General features: G+C 67.0%; 23 protein-coding genes. 9 read left to right on the plus strand and 14 right to left on the minus strand.

Annotated elements, in window-relative coordinates; translation table 11 throughout:
- Positions 1 to 168: 168 nt before the first annotated feature.
- Complete coding sequence (locus AC07NF_RS11080; RefSeq protein WP_494632134.1) at positions 169 to 1,065, plus strand: DMT family transporter; 897 nt, start codon at positions 169 to 171, stop codon at positions 1,063 to 1,065.
- Between the two features lie 71 nt (positions 1,066 to 1,136).
- Here AC07NF_RS11080 and AC07NF_RS11085 read toward each other — a convergent pair whose 3' ends face one another.
- From AC07NF_RS11085 to AC07NF_RS11105, 5 genes are all read right to left on the minus strand, one after another.
- The gene (locus AC07NF_RS11085) at positions 1,137 to 2,405 is read right to left on the minus strand and encodes a M20/M25/M40 family metallo-hydrolase (RefSeq protein ID WP_494631759.1); all 1,269 of its coding nucleotides are present in this window, start codon (positions 2,403 to 2,405) and stop codon (positions 1,137 to 1,139) included.
- Between the two features lie 43 nt (positions 2,406 to 2,448).
- Positions 2,449 to 4,485 (minus strand): phosphocholine-specific phospholipase C, encoded by a 2,037-nt coding sequence (locus tag AC07NF_RS11090; protein ID WP_494631758.1) that lies wholly within the window; start codon positions 4,483 to 4,485, stop codon positions 2,449 to 2,451.
- An 83-nt stretch (positions 4,486 to 4,568) separates the two neighbouring features.
- Positions 4,569 to 5,669, minus strand: coding sequence for a Zn-dependent alcohol dehydrogenase (locus tag AC07NF_RS11095; RefSeq protein WP_494631757.1), 1,101 nt, complete (start codon positions 5,667 to 5,669; stop codon positions 4,569 to 4,571).
- Between the two features lie 79 nt (positions 5,670 to 5,748).
- Positions 5,749 to 6,045 (minus strand): putative quinol monooxygenase, encoded by a 297-nt coding sequence (locus tag AC07NF_RS11100; RefSeq protein ID WP_494631756.1) that lies wholly within the window; start codon positions 6,043 to 6,045, stop codon positions 5,749 to 5,751.
- Positions 6,046 to 6,110: 65 nt separating this feature from the next.
- A complete protein-coding gene (locus AC07NF_RS11105; RefSeq protein ID WP_494631755.1) occupies positions 6,111 to 6,908 on the minus strand; it encodes a type 1 glutamine amidotransferase domain-containing protein in 798 nt (265 codons plus the stop codon).
- 116 nt (positions 6,909 to 7,024) lie between these two features.
- On the opposite strand from AC07NF_RS11105, the gene AC07NF_RS11110 reads away from it, so the two are divergent.
- Positions 7,025 to 7,927, plus strand: a complete 903-nt coding sequence (locus tag AC07NF_RS11110; RefSeq protein ID WP_494631754.1) for a LysR family transcriptional regulator — start codon at positions 7,025 to 7,027, stop codon at positions 7,925 to 7,927.
- Here AC07NF_RS11110 and AC07NF_RS11115 read toward each other — a convergent pair.
- Positions 7,924 to 8,397, minus strand: coding sequence for a chemotaxis protein CheW (locus AC07NF_RS11115; RefSeq protein WP_454714258.1), 474 nt, complete (start codon positions 8,395 to 8,397; stop codon positions 7,924 to 7,926). The genes AC07NF_RS11110 and AC07NF_RS11115 overlap by 4 nt on opposite strands.
- A gap of 192 nt (positions 8,398 to 8,589) precedes the next feature.
- Here AC07NF_RS11115 and AC07NF_RS11120 point away from each other — a divergent pair, with 192 nt between their 5' ends.
- Positions 8,590 to 8,970 (plus strand): hypothetical protein, encoded by a 381-nt coding sequence (locus AC07NF_RS11120; protein ID WP_492814630.1) that lies wholly within the window; start codon positions 8,590 to 8,592, stop codon positions 8,968 to 8,970.
- 181 nt (positions 8,971 to 9,151) lie between these two features.
- Complete coding sequence (locus AC07NF_RS11125) at positions 9,152 to 9,379, plus strand: hypothetical protein (protein ID WP_494631753.1); 228 nt, start codon at positions 9,152 to 9,154, stop codon at positions 9,377 to 9,379.
- 124 nt (positions 9,380 to 9,503) lie between these two features.
- On the opposite strand, the gene AC07NF_RS11130 is transcribed toward AC07NF_RS11125, so the two are convergent.
- The 5 genes from AC07NF_RS11130 to AC07NF_RS11150 form a co-directional block, all read right to left on the minus strand.
- The gene (locus AC07NF_RS11130) at positions 9,504 to 9,809 is read right to left on the minus strand and encodes a hypothetical protein (RefSeq protein ID WP_494631752.1); all 306 of its coding nucleotides are present in this window, start codon (positions 9,807 to 9,809) and stop codon (positions 9,504 to 9,506) included.
- Between the two features lie 154 nt (positions 9,810 to 9,963).
- Complete coding sequence (locus AC07NF_RS11135) at positions 9,964 to 10,518, minus strand: bactofilin family protein (protein WP_494631751.1); 555 nt, start codon at positions 10,516 to 10,518, stop codon at positions 9,964 to 9,966.
- A gap of 74 nt (positions 10,519 to 10,592) precedes the next feature.
- Positions 10,593 to 10,838 (minus strand): DUF2188 domain-containing protein, encoded by a 246-nt coding sequence (locus AC07NF_RS11140; protein ID WP_494631750.1) that lies wholly within the window; start codon positions 10,836 to 10,838, stop codon positions 10,593 to 10,595.
- Between the two features lie 87 nt (positions 10,839 to 10,925).
- Positions 10,926 to 11,936, minus strand: a complete 1,011-nt coding sequence (gene cobS, locus AC07NF_RS11145) for a cobaltochelatase subunit CobS (RefSeq protein WP_492814638.1) — start codon at positions 11,934 to 11,936, stop codon at positions 10,926 to 10,928.
- Between the two features lie 76 nt (positions 11,937 to 12,012).
- Entirely contained in the window at positions 12,013 to 12,387 is a 375-nt protein-coding gene (locus tag AC07NF_RS11150; RefSeq protein WP_492814640.1) for an RcnB family protein, read from the minus strand.
- Positions 12,388 to 12,522: 135 nt separating this feature from the next.
- Here AC07NF_RS11150 and AC07NF_RS11155 point away from each other — a divergent pair, with 135 nt between their 5' ends.
- Complete coding sequence (locus tag AC07NF_RS11155; protein WP_494631749.1) at positions 12,523 to 13,227, plus strand: phosphatase PAP2 family protein; 705 nt, start codon at positions 12,523 to 12,525, stop codon at positions 13,225 to 13,227.
- Here AC07NF_RS11155 and AC07NF_RS11160 read toward each other — a convergent pair.
- Positions 13,211 to 13,648 carry a hypothetical protein gene (locus AC07NF_RS11160; protein WP_494631748.1) on the minus strand — a complete coding sequence of 146 codons (438 nt, stop codon included), beginning with the start codon at positions 13,646 to 13,648 and terminating at the stop codon, positions 13,211 to 13,213. The genes AC07NF_RS11155 and AC07NF_RS11160 overlap by 17 nt on opposite strands.
- A 66-nt stretch (positions 13,649 to 13,714) precedes the next feature.
- Positions 13,715 to 14,974, minus strand: coding sequence for a family 43 glycosylhydrolase (locus AC07NF_RS11165; RefSeq protein WP_494631747.1), 1,260 nt, complete (start codon positions 14,972 to 14,974; stop codon positions 13,715 to 13,717).
- A gap of 165 nt (positions 14,975 to 15,139) precedes the next feature.
- On the opposite strand from AC07NF_RS11165, the gene AC07NF_RS11170 reads away from it, so the two are divergent.
- Positions 15,140 to 16,345 carry a saccharopine dehydrogenase family protein gene (locus AC07NF_RS11170; RefSeq protein WP_494631746.1) on the plus strand — a complete coding sequence of 402 codons (1,206 nt, stop codon included), beginning with the start codon at positions 15,140 to 15,142 and terminating at the stop codon, positions 16,343 to 16,345.
- 17 nt (positions 16,346 to 16,362) lie between these two features.
- A complete protein-coding gene (locus AC07NF_RS11175; RefSeq protein WP_494631745.1) occupies positions 16,363 to 17,535 on the plus strand; it encodes a carboxynorspermidine decarboxylase in 1,173 nt (390 codons plus the stop codon).
- Positions 17,536 to 17,560: 25 nt separating this feature from the next.
- Here AC07NF_RS11175 and AC07NF_RS11180 read toward each other — a convergent pair whose 3' ends face one another.
- Positions 17,561 to 18,217, minus strand: coding sequence for a J domain-containing protein (locus AC07NF_RS11180; RefSeq protein WP_492814651.1), 657 nt, complete (start codon positions 18,215 to 18,217; stop codon positions 17,561 to 17,563).
- A gap of 58 nt (positions 18,218 to 18,275) precedes the next feature.
- On the opposite strand from AC07NF_RS11180, the gene AC07NF_RS11185 reads away from it, so the two are divergent.
- Positions 18,276 to 18,548 (plus strand): BolA family protein, encoded by a 273-nt coding sequence (locus tag AC07NF_RS11185; RefSeq protein ID WP_492814652.1) that lies wholly within the window; start codon positions 18,276 to 18,278, stop codon positions 18,546 to 18,548.
- 90 nt (positions 18,549 to 18,638) lie between these two features.
- Positions 18,639 to 19,055 (plus strand): cytidine deaminase, encoded by a 417-nt coding sequence (gene cdd / locus AC07NF_RS11190; protein ID WP_492814654.1) that lies wholly within the window; start codon positions 18,639 to 18,641, stop codon positions 19,053 to 19,055.
- Positions 19,056 to 19,415 lie beyond the last annotated feature (360 nt).

Consider the following 19,415-nt stretch of genomic DNA (forward strand, 5'->3'; position numbering starts at 1 on the left):
ACATCGTTATTCAAATAGAGGCGGCGAATATTTCCGTAAGCGTCAAGCAGAGGCGGTGATTGAAGCGCGGCGCCCCACGCCCTAGAAGCGGCGCTTCACCTTGCGCCGAGACGCCGTTTGTCCAGTTCCAATTCCGATCTCTACTGTGACAAGCGCTTCGTCATCGGCATGGCCGTGCTGTGCTGCCTGCTGTGGGGCAGCGCCTTTCCGGCGGTGAAGGCCGGCTACGCCCTGCTGCACGTCGCCAAGACCGACACGGCGACGCAGATGCTGTTCGCCGGCTGGCGCTTCCTGGCGGCGGGGCTGATCCTGCTGGTCCTGGCGGTGCTGAACCGCAAGCCGGTGGCCATTCCGCGCGCGGAGATTGGGCGGATCATCGGCCTGGGCCTGTTCCAGACCACCGTGCAGTACGTGTTCTTCTATGTCGGCCTGGCCCACGCCACGGGGGTGAAGTCGTCGATCATGAACGCCACTGGCGCGTTCTTCGGCGTGATCCTGGCCCACTTCCTGTTCAAGGACGACCGCCTGACGCCGCGCAAGGTTGCCGGTTGCTTGCTGGGCTTCGCGGGCGTGTTGGCCGTGAACCTGGGCGGCAAGGGCCTGGACTTCGAATTCAGCCTGCTGGGCGAGGGTTTCGTGGTCGTCGCCGCCTTCGTGCTGGCGGCGGCGTCGATCTGGGGCAAGAGCATCTCGCAGAAGATCGACCCGATGGTGATGACCGGCTGGCAGCTGGCCATCGGCGGCACGGCGCTGCTGGCGATCGGCGAGGTCGCCGGCGGCCATCTGGGCGGCTTCGATGCGCGGTCGCTGACCCTGCTGGCCTATATGGCCGCGCTGTCGGCGGCGGCCTTCGCGCTGTGGAGCCTGCTGATCAAGCACAACCCGGTCGGCATGCTGGCGGTGTTCAACTTCCTGATCCCGGTGTTCGGGGTGCTGCTGTCGGCGGTGTTCCTGCACGAGCCGGTGCTGGCCTGGAAGAACGCCGCCGCCCTGGCGCTGGTGTGCGCGGGAATCTGGCTGGTGACGCGGCGGGGCCGTCCTCGTCCTTCGACAAGCTCAGGATGAGGACTACTTTGGGCGCGGCGTAACAGTAGAAACCTCATCCTGAGCTTGTCGAAGGACGAGGTTTCGAACCCTCAGTCCACCCCTGCCACCGCCAGCAGCGCGGCCAGGCCCACCTGCATGCCTTTGAGGCTCTCGCCCTTCTCGACGTCGATCCATTCGTCCAGGGCGTGGGCGCGGCCGGCCTTGCCGCCGGCGCCGATGGTGACGGCGGGGATGCCGAGGCTCATCGGCACGTTGCTGTCGGTCGAGCTGTCCTCGTGCTGGGGCGAAAAGCCCAGGGCGGTGATCGCGCCGGCGGTCAGCTTCACGATCTCGGCCGTCTGCGGCGTGTTCCCGGCCGGCCGCTCGCCGATGACCTTGGCCTCGTAGCTGACCTTGCCGTTGCGGGTGTCGCGCGCGGCGTTCTCGCCTTCGACGGCCTTGTCCAGGATGCCGACCAGGGTCTGGTCCAGCTTGGCCAGTTCGGCGGCGCTTTCCGAGCGCATGTCGAACTCCATGAACACCGCGTTCGGGATCGAGTTCACCGAGGTGCCGCCGCCGGTGACGCTGGCCGAATAGGTGGTCTTGGGTTCTTTCGGCGTCTGCACCGCGTAGAGGTCGGTCACCGCCCGCGCCATGGCCGCCATCGGATTGACGATGCCGAACGCGCCGTAGCTGTGGCCGCCCGGGCCCTTGAACGTAACGCGATAGCGCTTGGAGCCGACGCCCTTGTCGACGATCCGCGACGGGTCCGAGCCGTCCATCGAGAAGAAGGCGGCGATCCGGCCCTTGTACGGACCCTTGTTGAACAGGAACCGCGTGCCGCGCAGGTCGCCGGGGCCTTCTTCGCCGACATTGCCGACGAACAGGATGTCGGCCTTGGTCTTGATGCCGGCGGCGTCGAGGGCGCGGAGGTAGGCGAGCAGGGTGGCGAGAGCCCGAGTGTCGTCGCCGATGCCGGGGGCCATCAGCTTGGTGCCTTCGCGGCGGACCTTCACGTCGGTGCCTTCGGGGAAGACGGTGTCCAGGTGGGCGGCGATGACCACGAACGGGCCTTTGCCCTTGGTCGCCGTGCCGGCGCGCACGCCCATGACATTGCCCTCGGCGTCCATCTCGACGTTCGTCAGGCCGTGGGCCTTCAGCATCTCGAGATAGGCCTTGGCGCGGGCTTCTTCCTTGAACGGCGGGGCCGGGATCTCGGTCAGGGTGACGATGTCGGCGACCGTGCGGTCGTAGTCGGCGTCCAGCTTGGCCACGGCCTTCTTGAACGCCGGCGAGGTCACGAGCTTGGCCGGATCGGTCGCGGCGGCGGGCAGGGCGATCAGCGCGAGCGCCAGGGCGAGCAGGGAGGGGCGGAGCATGGCGGCGAATCCTTGAGTTCGCCGCCAGCCTAACCTTCGTGGGTCACAGCGCCAGTCGCGCCGCCCCGCCCATCAGCGGATCGCTGATCGAGTCCTTGCCCGTCTCGATCCGTCCCGCCAGGCGCCGCACCCAGGTCGCGTCGGCGGCGTCGTGGACGGTCAGGTCGTACCAGCCCTGTTTTGTGGCGAAGGTCTTGGTCTGGGTCACGCCCGCCGCCAGGCTGACGCGCCAGGGCTCGGCGCCCTCGACGAAGACGATGCGTGCTTCCTTGCCGGTGTTGGTCAGGGTCAGCTGCATAGCGTCGCCCTTGGTCCGGGCGCTGAGCTCGACCCCCGTGGCAGTTCCGGCGAAACGGCGGTGAAAGCCGTTCGGGCCTAGCACCCACAGGTCGTGCGGACCGGCCGGCCAGGCGTCTTCCAGCCAGGCCTTGGGGCCAACCGTGTAGCGGCGCGGAACCTGATCCAGCCGCAGCTGGTCATAGACGTGCAGCACCGCCGCCTGGGCGCCGGTATTGGCCAGGGTCAGCGTCATGGCGCCGCTCTTGACCCGGCCGTCCACGGCCAGGGCGTAGGGCAGGGCGCGGGAGGGGCGGGTCCCCTTGTCCTGGATCGGCGCGACCACGGTGGTCGGCGTCGGTGGCTTGGTCTCCGGCAGCTTGGCGGCGCGGGCGGCGGCCTCGGTCACCGAGGGCAGCGGCGCGAACGGCTGGTGGTTGGGGGTCTTGAAGTCGAAGCACGAGGTCAGGTCGCCGCACACCGCCCGCCGCCAGGGCGCGATATTGGGCTCCATCACCCCGAAGCGCGTCTCCAGAAACCGGATCACCGAGGTGTGGTCGAAGACCTGGCTGTTGGCGTAGCCGCCCCGGCTCCAGGGCGAGATCGCATACAGCGGGACGCGCGGTCCCAGGCCATAGGGCCGGTGCATCAGGTCGTCGCGCTCGGCCTTGGCCTCGGTCGGGTTGCGCACGGTGTGGTGCATGCCGGCGACGTCGACGGTCGAGCCGCCGATCAGCTTGCCGTCCGGACCCAGCGAGGGCGGCGACGGCGGCGGCATGTGGTCGAAGAAGCCGTCGTTCTCGTCGAAATTGACGATCAAGACCGTCCGCGCCCAGACCTTGGGATCGGCGGTCAGGGCCTCGATGACCTTGGCGGTATAGGCCGCGCCCTGGGCCGGGCTGGAGGGGCTGGGGTGCTCGCTATCGGCGGCCGGGGCGATGATCCACGACACCTGCGGCAGGCGGCCGGAGGTGACGTCCTCGCGCAGCTTGTCCAGATGCCAGGTGGTCAGGGCCAGGTCCTTCAGACGCTTGTCCGAGCCCGGAACGTCCTTGTGGGCGTCGCGATAGGCCTTGAACCCGACCAGCGGGTTGTCGGTGAAGTTGTCGGCCATGTCCTGGTAGATCCGCCAGGTCACGCCCGCCTGCAGCAGCCGCTCGGGATAGGTCGTCCAGCGGTAGGAGTCAGCCGCGCCGCCCTTCTCCGGGAAGTCGTCGTGCGAGTTGGAGATCGACGGACCGCCCAGGTCGCCGGCCGGGTTGTTGGTGCCGGTCCACAGGAACAGGCGGTTGGTGTTGGTGCCGGTCTGGGTCGAGCAGTGATAGGCGTCGCAGAGGGTGAAGGTCTCGGCCAGGGCGAACTGGAACGGGATGTCGGCCCGCTCGAAATAGCCCATCGACCAAGGCTCCTTGGACTCCGGCCAGCGGTCCATGCGGCCCTGGTCCCAGGCGTCCTGGGCGTTGGTCCAGCTGTGCGGCGTGCTCTCGACCCGCATGTGGGCGAAGGTCTTGGTGGTCTCCAGCGGGAACGGCGCGATCCGCTGGTCCTTGTAGGCCTGGGCGAAGACCGTGCGGCCATCGCGCACGGGCGTCGGGAAGCGATCGCCAAAGCCCTGTACGCCCTTCAGCGTCCCGAAATAGTGGTCGAAGCTGCGGTTCTCCTGCATCAGGATCACTACGTGCTCGACGTCCTTGATCGTGCCCGTGCGCACGTCGGCGTCGATCGCGGCGGCCTTGGCCAGGGCCGGCGGCAGGGCCATGGCGCCGATGGCGGCGAGCAGGCTGCGGCGGTCGAGCTGGGGCATGGGGCGCACTCCGGGAAGAACCTTCGCCGGAGTTAGCACGGGTCATTCGTCAGGGATGTGACAACTGGACTAGACCAGAGTGATCAATCAAACACGATCACCGACCGCGCCAGCTCCCCGCGCTTCAGCTCGTCGAACGCCGAATTGACGTCCTCCAGCTTGATCCGGCGCGAGATCAGTTCGTCCAGCTTCAGCCGGCCCTGCATGTAGAAGTCCACCAGCCGCGGCATGTCGACCGGGAAGCGGTTGGAGCCCATATAGCTGCCCTGGATGCGGCGTTCGCCCAGGAAGTCGACGCCGTGCAGCTCGATCTTGGTGCCGACCGGGATCATGCCGATCACATTGGCCGTACCACCCCGGCGCAGCATCTTGAACGAGGCTTCCGCCGTGGCCTTCAGGCCGATGGCCTCGAAGCTGTGGTGGACGCCGCCGCTGGTCAGCTCGACCACGGCTTTCGCGATATCGTCGACCGCTGAGCCGTCGATGACGTCGGTGGCCCCGAACTGCTTGGCCAGCTCCAGCTTGGAGGCCACGCGGTCGATGGCGATGATCCGGCCCGCGCCGGCGATCGCCGCGCCGTTGATGGTGGCCAGGCCCACGCCGCCGCAGCCGATCACGGCCACGGTCTCGCCCGGCCGGACGTTGGAGGTGTGCATCACCGCGCCCACCCCGGTCATCACCGAGCAGCCGATCAGGGCGGCGCGGTCGAACGGCATGTCCTTGCGGATGGCGACGCAGGCGTGCTCGTGGACCAGCATCATCTCGGCGAAGGACGACAGGTTCAGGAACTGGGCCATCTTGCCGGTCCCGCCGCCAAGGTCCTCCTTGAAGAGGCGCGGCTCGGCGTCCTTGGGACGCTTGGTCTCCGGGCTGATGCAGAGGTTCATATGGCCCGTGAGGCAGACCTCGCAGTGGCCGCAATAGGGATTGAGACAGGTGATGACGTGATCGCCGACCTTGACGGTGCGCACCTCGTCGCCGACCGCCTCGACGATGCCGGCGCTCTCGTGGCCCAGCACGGCCGGCAGGGGATGGCTGTAGGAGCCCTCGATGAAGTGCAGGTCGGAGTGGCAGACACCGGCCGCCTTGGTGCGGATCAGCACCTCGCGCGGGCCGGGCTTGCCGATGGCCACGGTCTCGATCTCGAGGGGCTTGCCCGCCTCGCGCAGAACAGCGGCCTTCATGCGTCTCTCCCTTTGACTTGCCGGGAGACTAGCGGGCTGGGCGGGGCCAGCGGAAGAGGAAATTCGAACAAATGTTTAGTCAGACAACCTCGACCGGATCGGCGACCAGCGCCGTCCGTTCGGCCAGGTCGTTGATACGCGCGAAATAGTCCTGGAAGTGCGGCGTCTGGCGATGGGCGGCCACGGCGGCGTTGTCGACATAGAGCTCGTCCAGCACGAAGCGCGTCGCGTCGGCCTGGTCGCGCCAGATGTCCCAGCGCAGGTTGCCCGGCTCGGCGCGGCTGGGGGCGACCATGCCAGAGAGCAGGGTCCACAAAGCTTCGGCCTTGCCTGGACGGGCGGTCAGGATGGCCACGATCTTCACGGCGTTCGACATCGTTCTATTCCTTTCGAGACCAGGCTCTGGCGGGGCGTAAACACGCCCCGCCAGTCGCCAAGGGATTAGGCTTTGACCAGCGACCGGTCGAGCGCAGCGACCAGCGTCGCGGCCAGCGGATGGTCCGACCGGGGGTTCTGGCCGGTGATCAGCTCGCGGTCCTCGATCACGTTCGGTTCGAAGTTCACCGGGTTGGTGATCACCTTGCCGCCGGCGATCTCCAGCGCGTCGGCCACGTTGAAGAACAGCTTGTCGTGCAGGATGTGCTCTTCGACGACCTTCTCCTCGCTGTTGGAGAAGATAGTCATGTTGTAGCCGGCATAGGGCCAGCCCTTGGCCAGCTGCGCGGCCTTGGCGGTGTCGCCGGCGATCAGGGCGGCGCGGAAGCCGGCGGCGTCGTCGATAGCCGAGGCGATGGCGATCGGGCCGTGGCACAGCAGGGCGGTGGGCTGACCGCGATCGTGGAAGTGGCGCAGGATCACGCCGGTCTCGGCGTCCTGCATCAGGTCGACGCCGGGAGCCTGGCCGCCGGGCACGAACACGCCGACGAAGTTGTCCAGGCCCTCGCCGATCACCGAGCGCAGGGTGCGCGGTTGGTTCATGGCCGGATCGGTCTCGTAGAAGGCCTTGCCGCGCTCATAGGCGGCCTGGTCGTTGTCGAAATGGCCGGCGTCGTCCGAGGCCGGATCGATGTACGGCTTCGTGCCGTTGGGCGTGGCCAGCACGATCTCGTAGCCGGCGGCGACCAGCGCCATGGCCGGCACGACGGTCTCGTTCAGATATTGGCCGGTGGCGCCCGTGCCGCCGCGCACTTCGATCTGCGTGGCGTTCGAGCCGATGATGAGAACCTTACCCTTGGACATGTTGGCCTCCTTGGCCTGTGGTTGGCGTCCCCTCGGGACAGGCCAAACATGCGCCGAGCGCAGGTATTCCAGAACTTTATTGATGTGATTTTAGATATCGGTCAAAGTGATATCTGATGCGGTACGACCTCAACCTGCTGCCGATCTTCGTGGCCCTGATGGAGGAGCGCAGCGTCACCCGCGCCGCCCAGCGCTTGGGTATCACCCAGCCGGCTTTGTCGAACGCCCTCGCAAGATTGCGCGTGACGATGCGCGACCCGCTGTTCATCCGCGAGCGCTACGGCGTGCGGCCCACCCAGATGGCTGAGGAGCTGGCCCCGGTGATCGCCGCGGCCCTGGCCCGGCTGGACGACGCCATACTGGGGCAGCAGGACTTTGATCCGGGCGAGGCCGTGCGCCTCTTCACCATCGCGCCCAACAGCTATGTCGAGTTCGTGCTGGCCCCGGCGATCGTGATGCGGCTGCGCGAGCGGGCGCCGGGCATCAGGCTGCGCCTCATGCCGTTCGGCAACGACCTGACCGAAACGGGGGTGATGTCGGGCGACACGGCCATGGTGCTGGGGCGCATCGTCGACCCGCCGGACAATCTGGTCGTGCAGCACCTGATGGACGAGGGCCTGTCCTGCGTGGTGCGGGCCGACCATCCCGAGATCGGCGAGGCCATCTCACGCGAGCAGTACGAGCGGCTGAAACACGTCAATGTCCTGCCGCCGGGGCGAATGCGGACGGGCCTGTTCCAGGCGTTGGACCAGAGGGGGCTACGGCGCGAGGTGGCCGTGTCGGTCACCCACTTCCTGGCGGTGCCGGAGATGGTGGCGGCCACGGACTACTGCGCGACCTTGCCGAACCTGATCTGCCGCCATCTGACGCGCGATGCGCGGCTCAAGGTGCTTCCGGCCCCCGTCGATCTGGGGACCTTCCCGGTGCAGATGGGCTGGCACGTGCGCTATAGGCAGGATCCGGCGCACCGCTGGTTGCGGGCGCTGATCGCGGAAGTAGCGGCGGAGGTTGCGGCTTAAGCCGCCAGGGCCACTTGGCGCTCGGGCAGGATGCGGCTGACAGCCAGCAGGACCGTCATGTCGCCTTCGCCCGAGGTGATCACGGCCGACACCAGCGGCGAGTCTTCGCCATCGCCCAGGGGCGGGGGCGCATTGATGTGCTCGGCTTCGACGGTGAAGCTGTCGCAGACCGCGTCGACCAGCAGGCCGGCGACGTCGTTCTGGTTCTCGACCACGATGATCACCTGGCGGGCGCCGTCCTGCGCCGCGCCCTTGCCCAGGCGCCACGACAGGTCGATGACCGGCATGACCTGGCCACGCAGGTTGATGACGCCGCGCACATAGGGCGGAGCCTCGGGCAGAGGGGTGGGCGGGGTGACGCCGCGGATCTCGCGAACGGCGCTGACGGGGACGCAATAGGTCTGGGCGCCAACCTCGAACGACAGGACCTGCAGGGCCTGGCCTTGGGCGTACGACACGGTGCTGGACATGGCGATCTCCGTAGCGCGGAGGTCGCTTGGAACCCCCGTTCGACACCACCCTGGCGGAAAAAGGTGAACAAACCGGTTCCGCCATTCGTTGAAAGAATCCGTTCAGGCGCCGTTCAGGCGGGAAGTCCGATCGTCATCTTCGACGCTGGACGACGCGAAGGGCGCCGGGAAGCGAAACTCAAGGAGGCCTCCATGGCCCGCAACCTGTTCAGCACGGTCGGCAAGGTCGCCGCCGGCGCTGCTGCTCTGTCGCTGGTGGTCGCGACGACCGCCTCGGCCGATCCCCGCTATCGCCACCACCGTGGTCACGGCAACGACACCGCCGCTGTAGCGGTCGCCGCCGGCATCGTCGGCCTGGCCGTCGGCGCCGCGATCTCGGACGGCAACCGCAACGACCGCTACTACGACGATCGTTATTACGGCCGCCGCGCCTACGCCCCGCCGCCCCCGCCGCGTTACGGCTATGGCTACGGCTATGCCCCGCGTCCCTACTATGGCGACCGCGAGTGCTGGACCACGCGCGACTACGATCGCTACGAGGGCGTCTACCGCGAGCGGACCGTCTGCCGCTAAGCCCTTCTGAGCATTGGGCGGCCGTTGTGAGCCGGCCGCCTGATATCGCGTAGGTCCGCCCCGACCGCGCAGCCCCGAGGTCTCCGGACCTCGGGGTTTTTCATGTCTCGAAATGGGGACTCGACTCTCTTGCGGAATGCGAACAAAAAAGGAACATTACTGCCGACCGCAGGAGGCTCCCATGTCGCTCGCCGCTGAATATACCGTTTCGCAGAGCCCGTTCGGCGCGGGCCTCGCCCTCGCCGACGACCGCCTGGACATCGCCGAGGCCGTGCTGGCCGGCGCCTGGCGCACTCTGCGCGCGGCCGGCTTCGGCGAGGCCGAGGTCCAGGCCCTGTTCGACCAGATCGCCGACCGGCCCGAAGACCTGGCGCGGCGGCTCAGGAAGATGGCGAACGCGGGGGCGTAGGGCGTCCCGGCTTGGCACAGGGGTCGAAACCTCGTCCTTCGACAGGCTCAGGATGAGGTTTCTAGTGAACCGTCGTCAAAAGTAGTCCTCATCCTGAGCTTGTCGAAGGACGAGGACGGACCCGCTAGTGCAGCCGCTCCAGCAGCGCCCGCAGGATCTCGGCCCGCTGCGCCGTATCCACCCCGATGCGGCCCGCCAGTTCGCGGATGCCGGCCGGATAGGCCTCGCCGCCGTCGGCGATCGTCTTGGCCTGGTCGGCGAGCTTGCGAAGGTCGCGGTCCAGGCGCTCGATCTCTTCGCGGGCCAGCATGCGGGCCTCGTTCTGAAGACGTTTGACGCGCTGGGCGGTGGACTCGGGACCGCGTCCCAGGTCGTAGACTTCCGCCACGCCCGAGACGGGCGGCACGATGTGCAAAGGCTTGCCGGCCATGGATTTGGGCTCCTTGATCCGGGTTGGTTCTCGCCAACCCACACCATAACAAAGCCCGGCTTAGCGTGAGCGTTCCGCCGGTTTTCCCGAAGCTGGAACAGCGTGGCCGCCGCGCCACAGAAGCCGGCGCGGCGCCTGAAAAGCCGTCAAAATCCTAGTGCGAGACGTGGCTGTAGGGCGTCTGCGAGGCCGAAGGGGCCGGTTGCGGCGCGGCTTGCGGGACAGGCGCCTGTTGTGCGTGAGGCTGAGGGGCGTGGGCCTGGGCCTGCGGTTGCGGCTGAGCCGGGCGGCGGAATTTCAGGCTGCGGCCCTGGAACTCGGCGCCGGTTTCCATGGCCAGCTGCTCATGAGTGATGTCGCCGTCCACGCGCGCGGTGCCGTACAGGCGCACGGCCTGGGCGGTGACCGCGCCGATGACCAGGCCATGGATCTCGATGGCCTGGGCGATGATCGAGCCTTCGATACGGGCGTTCGGGCCGACCACCAGCTTGCCCACCTTCACGTCGCCCAGCACCGCGCAGTCGACGTGCACCTCGACGTCGCCGACGATGTCGCCGCGCACGGTCAGGCCTTGCGAGAACAGCGAGGCGGGCTTGGGACGCGCGGGGGCGGCCTGCTGCGGCTGGACCGCGGCCGGCGCGGCCGGGCGCGGTTGTTCCAGCGGAGTCAGGGCCAGCGACGCGGGGGCTTCTTTCTTCTTGGCGAACATCGGCGGCGACCTTGTCTCAAAATGGGCTTCAGGAAGCTTCGTGCCGCAAGATCAGGGCCAATTTCCGAACGCGGCTACTTGGCGTCCTCGACATGGGTCGTGGGGCGATCGTCGCCGGACGCGACCTCGCCGTGCCAGACGGCGTTCTTGTCTTCGTAGACGATGCCTTCGGTCTCGCCGGGCTGGCGCTGCTCAGCGGCAGCGGTCTTGGCCGCCTTCAGCGCCGCGTCGTGCGACGGGAAGGTCTCGGAGAAGGTGTCGCCCACCTTGTAGGCCCAGCCGCCGTCGTGTTCGACGATGGTGTAGGTGATGTCGGTCATGGGGCGTCTCCGGAAAGTGTCGCAGGTCAACGGACCGCCAGTAGAGGCGGTTCCGATGACGCTGTCTTGTCCGAAACGTCCTGGAGCCTAGGCGACCTTCACCCGCGCGGCGCTTTCCGGCAGATCCGTGCCGAACGCGCGCTGGAAGAACTCGGCCACCGTGGGGCGTTCCAGTTCGTCGCACTTGTTCAGGAAGGTCAGGCGGAAGGCGAGGGCCACGTCGTGATCGAAGATCTCGGCGTTCTGGGCCCAGGTGATCACCGTCCGCGGGCTCATGACGGTCGAGATGTCGCCGTTCATGAAGGCGTTGCGGGTCATGTCGGCGACGCGGACCATGGCGGCCAGGGTGCGCTTGCCCTCGGCGGTGTCGTACGACGGGTTCTTGGCCAGCACGATGGCGGCTTCGACGTCGTGCTCCAGATAGTTCAGCGTCGTGACGATCGACCAGCGGTCCATCTGACCTTGGTTGATCTGCTGGGTGCCGTGATAGAGGCCGGTGGTGTCGCCCAGACCGATGGTGTTGGTCGTCGAGAACAGCCGGAAATACGGATTGGCGCGGATGACGCGGTTCTGGTCCAGCAGGGTCAGCTTGCCGCCGGCTTCCAGCACGCGCTGGATCACGAACATCACGTCGGGGCGACCCGCGTCATATTCGTCGAACACCAGGGCGATCGGGCGCTGCAGGGCCCAGGGCAGGATCCCTTCGCGGAATTCGGTGACCTGCTTGCCTTCCTTCAGGACGATGGCGTCCTTGCCGACCAGGTCGATACGCGAGACGTGGCTGTCCAGGTTCACGCGGACCAGCGGCCAGTTCAGGCGCGCGGCGATCTGCTCGATGTGGGTGGACTTGCCGGTGCCGTGATAGCCCTGGACCATCACGCGGCGGTCCTTGGCGAAGCCGGCGCAGATGGCCTTCGTCGTCTGCGGGTCGAACTTGTAGGCCGTGTCGATCTCGGGGACGTGCGCGTCGCGGTGCGAGAAGAACGGGACCTTCATGTCGCTGTCGACGCCGAATGCGTCGCGGAGCGTCACCCACTTGTCGGGGACCAGGGTGATCAGGGGATCGTTGGCGGAGCTGTTATCGGCGAACTCGGGCATGGCACCGAATTAGCCCTTTGACCTAGGGTGAGGGAAGGGGGCGCCGCAGCGCGACACCCCCTCGAGACCCATTTTTTTAGCGGTTGGCGATGATCACCGAAGCGATCAGGCCGGTAGCGACGGCGGCCAGGACGTATTGGTCGTCCACGCGCTGCCAGCGATAGCCGCGCGGCGGGGCGCGCAGACCGCGGGCGCGGTAGTCGCTGACATAGTAGCTGTTGCCGCGATAGCGTTGGTCCAGACGCTGGCCCTTGGCCCAGCGGCGGTATTCACGGCGATCGCGACGGTCTTCGGCGCGGGCCTGGTCGCGGCGGCCGTTTTCATAGGCGCGGTCGCGGCTGTCGTAGCGGCCGTTGTTGTTGTGGTCGCGGCGATAGTCCTGGGCGGAAGCGGCGGAGGCGCCGCCGGCCAGCATCAGAACGGCGAGCGAAGCAGTGATCAGGCGTTTCATGTCGGGTCTCCTTGTTGAGAAGTCGAACCTACGAGGTCCGACATGCTTGGAACCTGAACGGCCCTGGTCAGCTTAAGTTCATGTTTCAAAAGGGAAATATTGTAGCATGAACCCGACGGTCCAGGAGCTATCCGCTTGATCCGTATCGCCTTTCGAGGACTTTTGGACACCGCCCGGCGCGAGCTGGGCGCGACCGCGGCCCTGCTGATCGTGGCCTTCGGGGCCTGGGGTTTCCTGTCGATCGCCGAAGAAGTTGCCGAAGGTGAGACCCGGGCGCTGGACATGGCGGTGCTGCGGGCCTTGCGAGTCGACGGCCTGCCGCACGAGCTGGTCGGGCCCAAGTGGCTGCACCTGGCGGCGACCGACATCACGGCTCTGGGCTCGGTGGCGGTGCTGACCCTGGTGATCGCCCTGGCCTTCGCCCTGTTGGCGTCCTTGCGGCGCTGGACCGAGGCCCTGTTGCTGTTGGCGGGGGCCGGGGGCGGCCTGCTGATCAGTCAGGGGCTGAAGCTGGTCTTCGGGCGCGAGCGGCCGGACCTGGCCTATCGGGCGGTCGAGGCGGTCAATGCCAGCTTCCCGTCCGGCCATGCGATGCTGTCGGCCGTGGTCTTTCTCACCTTGGGCGTGCTGGCCGCGCGCTTCGCCGACAAACGGCGGGTCAAGGTGCTGGCCGTGGGGGCGGGTGTGCTGGTCAGCCTGATGGTGGGCCTTAGCCGCGTCTATCTGGGTGTCCACTGGGCCAGCGACGTGCTGGCCGGCTGGTGCGTCGGCGCGGCCTGGGCCATGGCCTGCTGGTTCGCGGCGTTTCTGGTGCAGAGGCGGTTCAAGCCTTCGGCTTAGGCCGCCAGCGCAGTTCCAGCGTCGTCCACACCGCGCCGACGAAGTCGACCAGGCCCACGGCCAGCCAGGCCTTGGGCAGCCAGTCCAGCAGCACGAACGCGCCGATCACCACCAGCGAGAACACCCGCAGCACCACCGAGGCCCGCATATAGGTGCGCTGCCCGGTCCAGCCGGCGACGTGGTAGCCCATGGCGTAGGCCAGGAGGACGAGGCCCGCGAACCGCACCCAGGGCAGGCCCGACGCGCCGACATCCACGTCCAGCAGGTGCAGCACGACGCGTGGCGCGACGGCCAGGCCCAGGCCGGCGGTCGAGATCAGCCCGCCCCAGAACCAGATGCTCCAGGGCTTGCCGAACGGCACGGGCGTTACCGGCGTCGGCGGATCGGCCGGGGCGCGCCACTCGCGATCGGTGTCGGTCATCGAAGAGTCGTCCCTCGCCCAGTGGCGGCGAAAGATGGCTCAGTCAGCGACTGCTTCGCAAGTTACCTACGCGAAAGGCTTGAACGGCTGGTCTTTCGAGGCGACGACGCGGCCGTCCTTGTCGAATTCGATGGCGATCAGGCCCGGCTTCTCGCGGAAGGGCATCTGGTCGTCATTGCCGAAGAAGGTCTGCCACCAGCGGCCGGTCTTGTCGCGGAACAGGTTGCCGCCGCCGCCGCCCGGCGGGCCCTCGTGACGGTCGGAATAGGGGCCCAGGAGGTTGTCCGACGAGGCGAACCAGAACGAATAGCGGCCCTCGTCCTTGTTGCAGGCCCCGACATAGTACTTGCCGTTGGCCCGGAAGAAGGTCGCGCCCTCGAAACCCACGCGGCGCAGGGGCTTGCCGGCCTTCTGGGCCTTGGGATCGACGCCGTCGTCGGCGAACACCAGGTCCTGCCAGTCGCCGGCGAAGTCGCTGAAGTCGGGCTTGATCTCGCGAATCTTGGTGGCCGCGCCCCACGACAGATAGATCTTGCCGTCGGCGGCCTCGAACAGGGTTGAGTCGATGCCGCCCTTGATCGGTTTGTCCGACAATACGTGAGCATAGGGGCCTTCGGCGCGTCCGGTGGTGCTCTTCAGCACGCCGATGCCGACGCCGCTGATGCAGTGGCAGATGTAGTAGTTCCCGCCCAGGAAGTGGATCTCCGGGGCCCACAGGGCGCGGAACGGCACGCCGGCGCGGGCGGTCCAGTTCTGCTCCCACGTCCCGTCGCGGTCGATGCTCCAGACCAGGCCCAGATAGTCCCAGCTCTTGAGATCGCGAGAGCGCCACAGCTCGACGCCGTCGTTCACCGCCCAGCAGTTATCGCCGGTGGTGCCGGTCATGTAGTAGAAGCCGTCGCCGCCCAGGCAGACGATGGTGTCGCGGATGTGGGCGTCCCAGATCGGGCGGATGGCGGGCAGCTTGCCGCTCTTCACGGCCGAGCCGCTGTCGGCCTGGCCCCAAGGCGCGATGGGGTAGGGGCGCGGCTCGGGCCCCTTGTAGCTGACCTCCGACAGGCCCGACAGCCAGCCGCCGTCCTGCGTGGCCTTGGTGACGGGGCGGCCGGCGCCGCTGATGCGGGCATAGGGCCAGTAGTCCTTGGCGGGCGGATCGATGATCCGGCGGCTGCTGTCGGCGCCTTCCAGTTTGGGCGTGCCCGGCTTGGGATAGGTGGGATAGAACAGAGCCTGGGCGAAGGCTGGCGCTCCCATGAGGCCAAGAGCGGCGGTGCTCAGCCCGGCCAGCAGCGTCCTGCGGTCCGTCGTCTTCCCAAAGCGCGGCATGCTTCCTCACAAGTGTCGTTATTACTCCGACAAATATCGTGAGCAGCGTCTGTGTCAAATCGTCGAGCGGCGCGGTTAGCGAAGACACGATCCGCGTGATAGTAGGCCCGCCCCCCTGAGCCAGATCAGCGCGTTAGGGGAGACTGGACTTTAGGAGAAGCCAAAATGAGCAGGGTGCTGGTTATCGGCGCAGGTGGCGTTGGTTCGGTCGCTGTCCACAAGATGGCGATGAACACGGATATTTTCTCGCACATCACGCTGGCGAGTCGGACGAAGTCGAAGTGCGACGCCATCGCCCAGTCGGTGAAGGACCGCACGGGCGTGACCATCGAGACGGCCGCGATCGACGCCGACGATGTCGCCGCGACGACCGCTCTGATCAAGGCGGCAAAGCCGGGCCTGGTGGTCAATCTGGCGCTGCCCTACCAGGATCTGGCGATCATGGACGCCTGCCTGGCGGCCGGCGTGAACTATCTGGACACGGCCAATTACGAGCCGCGCGACGCGGCCAAGTTCGAATACAGCTGGCAGTGGGCCTATCAGGACCGCTTCAAGGACGCTGGCCTGATGGCGTTGCTGGGCAGCGGCTTTGATCCCGGCGTGACCTCGGTGTTCACGACCTACACCAAGAAGCACCTGCTGGACCGGATCGACACGCTGGACATCCTGGACTGCAACGGCGGCGACACCGGTCTGCCGTTCGCCACCAACTTCAATCCCGAGATCAACCTGCGCGAAGTGACCGCGCCCTCGCGTCACTGGGAAAACGGCCAGTGGGTCGAAGGCCCGGCGCTGAGCCACAAGCAGGTGTTCGACTTCGAGGCCGTCGGACCCAAGAACATGTACCTCATGTACCATGAGGAGCTGGAATCCCTGGCCAAGTTCTACCCGGAGATCCAGCGCATCCGCTTCTGGATGACCTTCGGCGACAGCTATCTCAAGCACCTGGAAGTGCTGGAGAATGTCGGCATGACCCGCATCGAGCCGATGATGTTCCAGGGCCGCGAGATCATCCCCATCGAGTTCCTCAAGGCGCTGCTGCCCGAGCCGTCGTCGCTGGGCCCGATCACCAAGGGCAACACCAATATCGGCACGATCGCCACCGGCCAGAAGGACGGCCAGGCCCGCACGGTCTACGTCAACAACGTCTGCAGCCACGAGGCGGCCTATGCCGAGACGGGCAACCAGGCGGTCAGCTATACCACGGGCGTGCCGGCCATGATCGGCGCGGCCCTGATGCTGACGGGCCAGTGGAAGGGCGAGGGCGTGTTCAACATGGAGCAGCTGGACCCCGATCCGTTCATGGACATGCTGAACCAGCACGGCCTGCCGTGGAAGGTTCAGGACCTGGCGCAACCGCTGGCGTTCTAGGGAAACGGAACAGACCCATGGAAACCAGGGCCGGTGATCCGGGCGCCTTCGCGCATTTCGACCTGAACCGCGTCGCCTCGCCCGCCTTCGTGGTGGACGAGGTGGCGGTGCGGCGCAATCTGGCGGTGCTGAAGGACGTGAAGGACTGCGGTAACGCCCGCGTCCTGCTGGCCCTGAAGGCCTTTTCCATGTGGTCGCTGGCGGACGTCGTCGGGGAGTATCTCGACGGCGTCTGCGCCTCCGGGCTGTGGGAGGCGCGGCTGGCCCGAGAATTCTACAAGGGCGAGCTGACCACCTATTCGCCCGCCTACAAGGCCGAGGACCTGCCGGAAATCCTGCGGTTGTCCGACCACGTGATCTTCAATTCGCCGGACCAGGTGGCGCGCTTCGAAGGCGTGATCGCCAAGGCGCGCGCCGAGGGCGAGGTCTTCGAGATCGGCCTGCGGCTGAACCCCGAACATTCCGAGGGCGAGGTCGCCAAGTACGATCCGGCCCAGCCCTGCTCGCGTCTGGGCTTCCCGGTGTCGCAGCTGCGGCCCGAGCACATGCAAGGCGTCGACGGCCTGCATATCCACGCCTTGTGCGAGCAGGACTTCGAGCCGCTGGCGCGCATCTGGGCGGCGGTGGAGCCAAAGCTGGCCTCGCTGCTGGGCGGGGTGAAGTGGTTGAACCTGGGCGGCGGCCACCACGTGACCCGCGCCGACTATCAGACCGATCGGCTGGTCGATTTCCTGAACGCGGTGGCCCAGCGCCATGGCGTGCAGGTCTATCTGGAGCCGGGCGAGGCCGTGGCGCTGGACGCGGGCATCCTGGTCGGCGAGGTGCTGGACGTCTTCGACAATGGCATGCCCATCGCCATCACCGACATCTCGGCGACCTGCCACATGCCGGACGTGATCGAGGCCCCGTATCGCCCCGCCATGCTGGGCGAGCCGGAGGCCGGCGTCGCCGTCCGCCTGGGCGGCCCGTCGTGCCTGGCCGGCGACGTCATCGGCGACTACGTCTTCGCCGAGCGCCCGACCCCGGGAACGCGCATCGCGTTCCTGGACCAGGCCCACTATTCGATGGTCAAGACCAACACCTTCAACGGCGTGCCGCTGCCGGCGATCGCGCTGTGGAACAGCGACACCGACGCGCTGAAGGTGGTGCGGCAGTTCGACTACGCCGCGTTCCGCGACCGCCTGTCCTGACGGTCGTGCCCAAGGCCAAGCCGGTCTAGCTCTTCACCATCCCGGCCTTTTGCAGGGTCTTGTAGGCCTTGATGACCCGCTGCAGCTTGTGCTCGGCGCTGCGGTCGCCGCCGTTGGCGTCCGGGTGGAAGCGCTTGAGCAGCTCCTTGTACTTGGCCTTGATCGCGGCGCTGTCGACGCCGGCTTCCAGGTCCAGGTCGGCCAGGGCCCCGCGTTCCAGCTTGCCCAGGCTGCGCTCGGCGGCGCTGCGCGCGGACTCGGCCTTGCGCTGCTGGGCGCGGAAGATCCCGAACGGGTCGGCGAAGGCGCGGGCGTCGCGGGCGGCGGCCGCCGCGGCTTCACGCGAATTGGCGTCGGCCTTGAAGCTCCAGGTCGGACGACCGCCGGTCTGGCGTTCGGTCTCCTGGGCGGCGCGGATCTGCGCCTCGCTCATGCCGGCGTAGAAGTTCCAGTTCTTGTTGTACTCGGCCGCGTGGGCCTGACAGAACCAGTAGTGCTGGTTCGGCAGGTCGCGCGACTTCGGCGCCCTGGTCGATCCGGCCAGGCGACAGTCGGGATGGTCACACCGTTTCTCGCCGGGCTTGAGGCCAAGCACGTCGTTGACCGGGTCGTCCTCGCCCTTCTTGGGCGGCCGGACCCGGATGTCGGTGAATTTGGGACGGTATTCGAACTCGCGGCTCATGGCGTCTAGAGTAAGCCCAGGCTATTTCCGTTCAAGGATTGACAAGCAAGAGACCGACATGGGCGCCGTCACGGACACCATCCGCAGCAAGCTGGAGGAGGCTTTTTCGCCCTCGAAGCTGGAGCTTGTGGACGATAGCGACCGCCACCACGGCCACGCTGGGCACACTGGAGCGGGCGAAAGCCACTTCAATCTGCGAATCGAGGCGCAGGCCTTTGCGGGCAAGGCGCGGGTGATGCGCCAGCGCATGGTGATGAAGGTGCTGGCCGAGGAGTTGGCGGGGCCCGTCCACGCCCTGTCGATCATCGCGACGGCGCCCGGCGAGGGGTAAGGCGGCGCTTACTTTTTTGCTTGCGTGGGGAAGCTGCGGCTGATTGCCTCTCTCCCCGGCGCGATCCTCTGCCGGAAGGCAGGAAAGACCATGAGCGCTACCCACCACACCGTTGAACAGGACGCCGCCAAGGTCCTGCCTGGCCTGCTGGAGCGCTCGTACGCCCGCTATTCGAAGTTCACGGTGGCGGCGGCGGTGATCGACGCCGAGGGCCGGGTCCACTACGGCGTCAATGTCGAGAACGCGGCCTATCCGGTCGGGACCTGCGCCGAACAGACGGCGATCGGCGCCATGATCACGGCCGGCGGCTCGCGGGTCATCGACAAGGTGCTGATCGCAGCCGGCTCGGACGCCGTGGTCCAGCCCTGCGGCGCCTGCCGCCAGCGCATCGCCGAGTTCGCCGGCGAGGCTTGCGAGGTGGTTTCGGTGCAGGGCGGAGAGACCACCGAGCGGGTCGATTTCTGGAGCCTGCTGCCCCGTTCGTTCGGCCCGCGCGACCTCGACTGAGGCCGAATTCGGGCAAAAAGGTCAAAATCCTGGACTTTAGAATTCGGGTGTACAGTTCAAACGAATGTTCCGAACTCGATCATCGAATTGTGACGTTCGGTGAAAATTTTTGCCCTAACTGCGTGACATGTACGGAAAAATGGATGTTTTTGCCGCCATTACCGGGTGTGCGGGCAGAACCTATTAACTTCGTGTAATGCAACGTTCCATGTCCAAGCTGGGCCTCTATGGCATTTCTGTGTCCTGGAGGTAACGGTTTGGGCACGAAGTCACAGCGTTCGGCGTATTGGTGGTGTCACCCAACCGACGCTCGCCTACGCTCCCCCACAAGGCTCACTCCGAAGTCCCGCGTTTGGCTGA

This window comes from Caulobacter sp. GW821-FHT10A06, from assembly GCF_059415805.1.

Bases quoted from the DNA above. Each gene is read 5' to 3' on its own strand.
- AC07NF_RS11080 (WP_494632134.1), top strand. From the start codon at position 169: ATGGCCGTGCTGTGCTGCCTGCTGTGGGGCAGCGCCTTTCCGGCGGTG.
- AC07NF_RS11085 (WP_494631759.1), bottom strand. From the start codon at position 2,405: ATGCTCCGCCCCTCCCTGCTCGCCCTGGCGCTCGCGCTGATCGCCCTG.
- AC07NF_RS11090 (WP_494631758.1), bottom strand. From the start codon at position 4,485: ATGCCCCAGCTCGACCGCCGCAGCCTGCTCGCCGCCATCGGCGCCATG.
- AC07NF_RS11095 (WP_494631757.1), bottom strand. From the start codon at position 5,669: ATGAAGGCCGCTGTTCTGCGCGAGGCGGGCAAGCCCCTCGAGATCGAG.
- AC07NF_RS11100 (WP_494631756.1), bottom strand. From the start codon at position 6,045: ATGTCGAACGCCGTGAAGATCGTGGCCATCCTGACCGCCCGTCCAGGC.
- AC07NF_RS11105 (WP_494631755.1), bottom strand. From the start codon at position 6,908: ATGTCCAAGGGTAAGGTTCTCATCATCGGCTCGAACGCCACGCAGATC.
- AC07NF_RS11110 (WP_494631754.1), top strand. From the start codon at position 7,025: ATGCGGTACGACCTCAACCTGCTGCCGATCTTCGTGGCCCTGATGGAG.
- AC07NF_RS11115 (WP_454714258.1), bottom strand. From the start codon at position 8,397: ATGTCCAGCACCGTGTCGTACGCCCAAGGCCAGGCCCTGCAGGTCCTG.
- AC07NF_RS11120 (WP_492814630.1), top strand. From the start codon at position 8,590: ATGGCCCGCAACCTGTTCAGCACGGTCGGCAAGGTCGCCGCCGGCGCT.
- AC07NF_RS11125 (WP_494631753.1), top strand. From the start codon at position 9,152: ATGTCGCTCGCCGCTGAATATACCGTTTCGCAGAGCCCGTTCGGCGCG.
- AC07NF_RS11130 (WP_494631752.1), bottom strand. From the start codon at position 9,809: ATGGCCGGCAAGCCTTTGCACATCGTGCCGCCCGTCTCGGGCGTGGCG.
- AC07NF_RS11135 (WP_494631751.1), bottom strand. From the start codon at position 10,518: ATGTTCGCCAAGAAGAAAGAAGCCCCCGCGTCGCTGGCCCTGACTCCG.
- AC07NF_RS11140 (WP_494631750.1), bottom strand. From the start codon at position 10,838: ATGACCGACATCACCTACACCATCGTCGAACACGACGGCGGCTGGGCC.
- cobS (WP_492814638.1), bottom strand. From the start codon at position 11,936: ATGCCCGAGTTCGCCGATAACAGCTCCGCCAACGATCCCCTGATCACC.
- AC07NF_RS11150 (WP_492814640.1), bottom strand. From the start codon at position 12,387: ATGAAACGCCTGATCACTGCTTCGCTCGCCGTTCTGATGCTGGCCGGC.
- AC07NF_RS11160 (WP_494631748.1), bottom strand. From the start codon at position 13,648: ATGACCGACACCGATCGCGAGTGGCGCGCCCCGGCCGATCCGCCGACG.
- AC07NF_RS11165 (WP_494631747.1), bottom strand. From the start codon at position 14,974: ATGCCGCGCTTTGGGAAGACGACGGACCGCAGGACGCTGCTGGCCGGG.
- AC07NF_RS11170 (WP_494631746.1), top strand. From the start codon at position 15,140: ATGAGCAGGGTGCTGGTTATCGGCGCAGGTGGCGTTGGTTCGGTCGCT.
- AC07NF_RS11175 (WP_494631745.1), top strand. From the start codon at position 16,363: ATGGAAACCAGGGCCGGTGATCCGGGCGCCTTCGCGCATTTCGACCTG.
- AC07NF_RS11180 (WP_492814651.1), bottom strand. From the start codon at position 18,217: ATGAGCCGCGAGTTCGAATACCGTCCCAAATTCACCGACATCCGGGTC.
- AC07NF_RS11185 (WP_492814652.1), top strand. From the start codon at position 18,276: ATGGGCGCCGTCACGGACACCATCCGCAGCAAGCTGGAGGAGGCTTTT.
- cdd (WP_492814654.1), top strand. From the start codon at position 18,639: ATGAGCGCTACCCACCACACCGTTGAACAGGACGCCGCCAAGGTCCTG.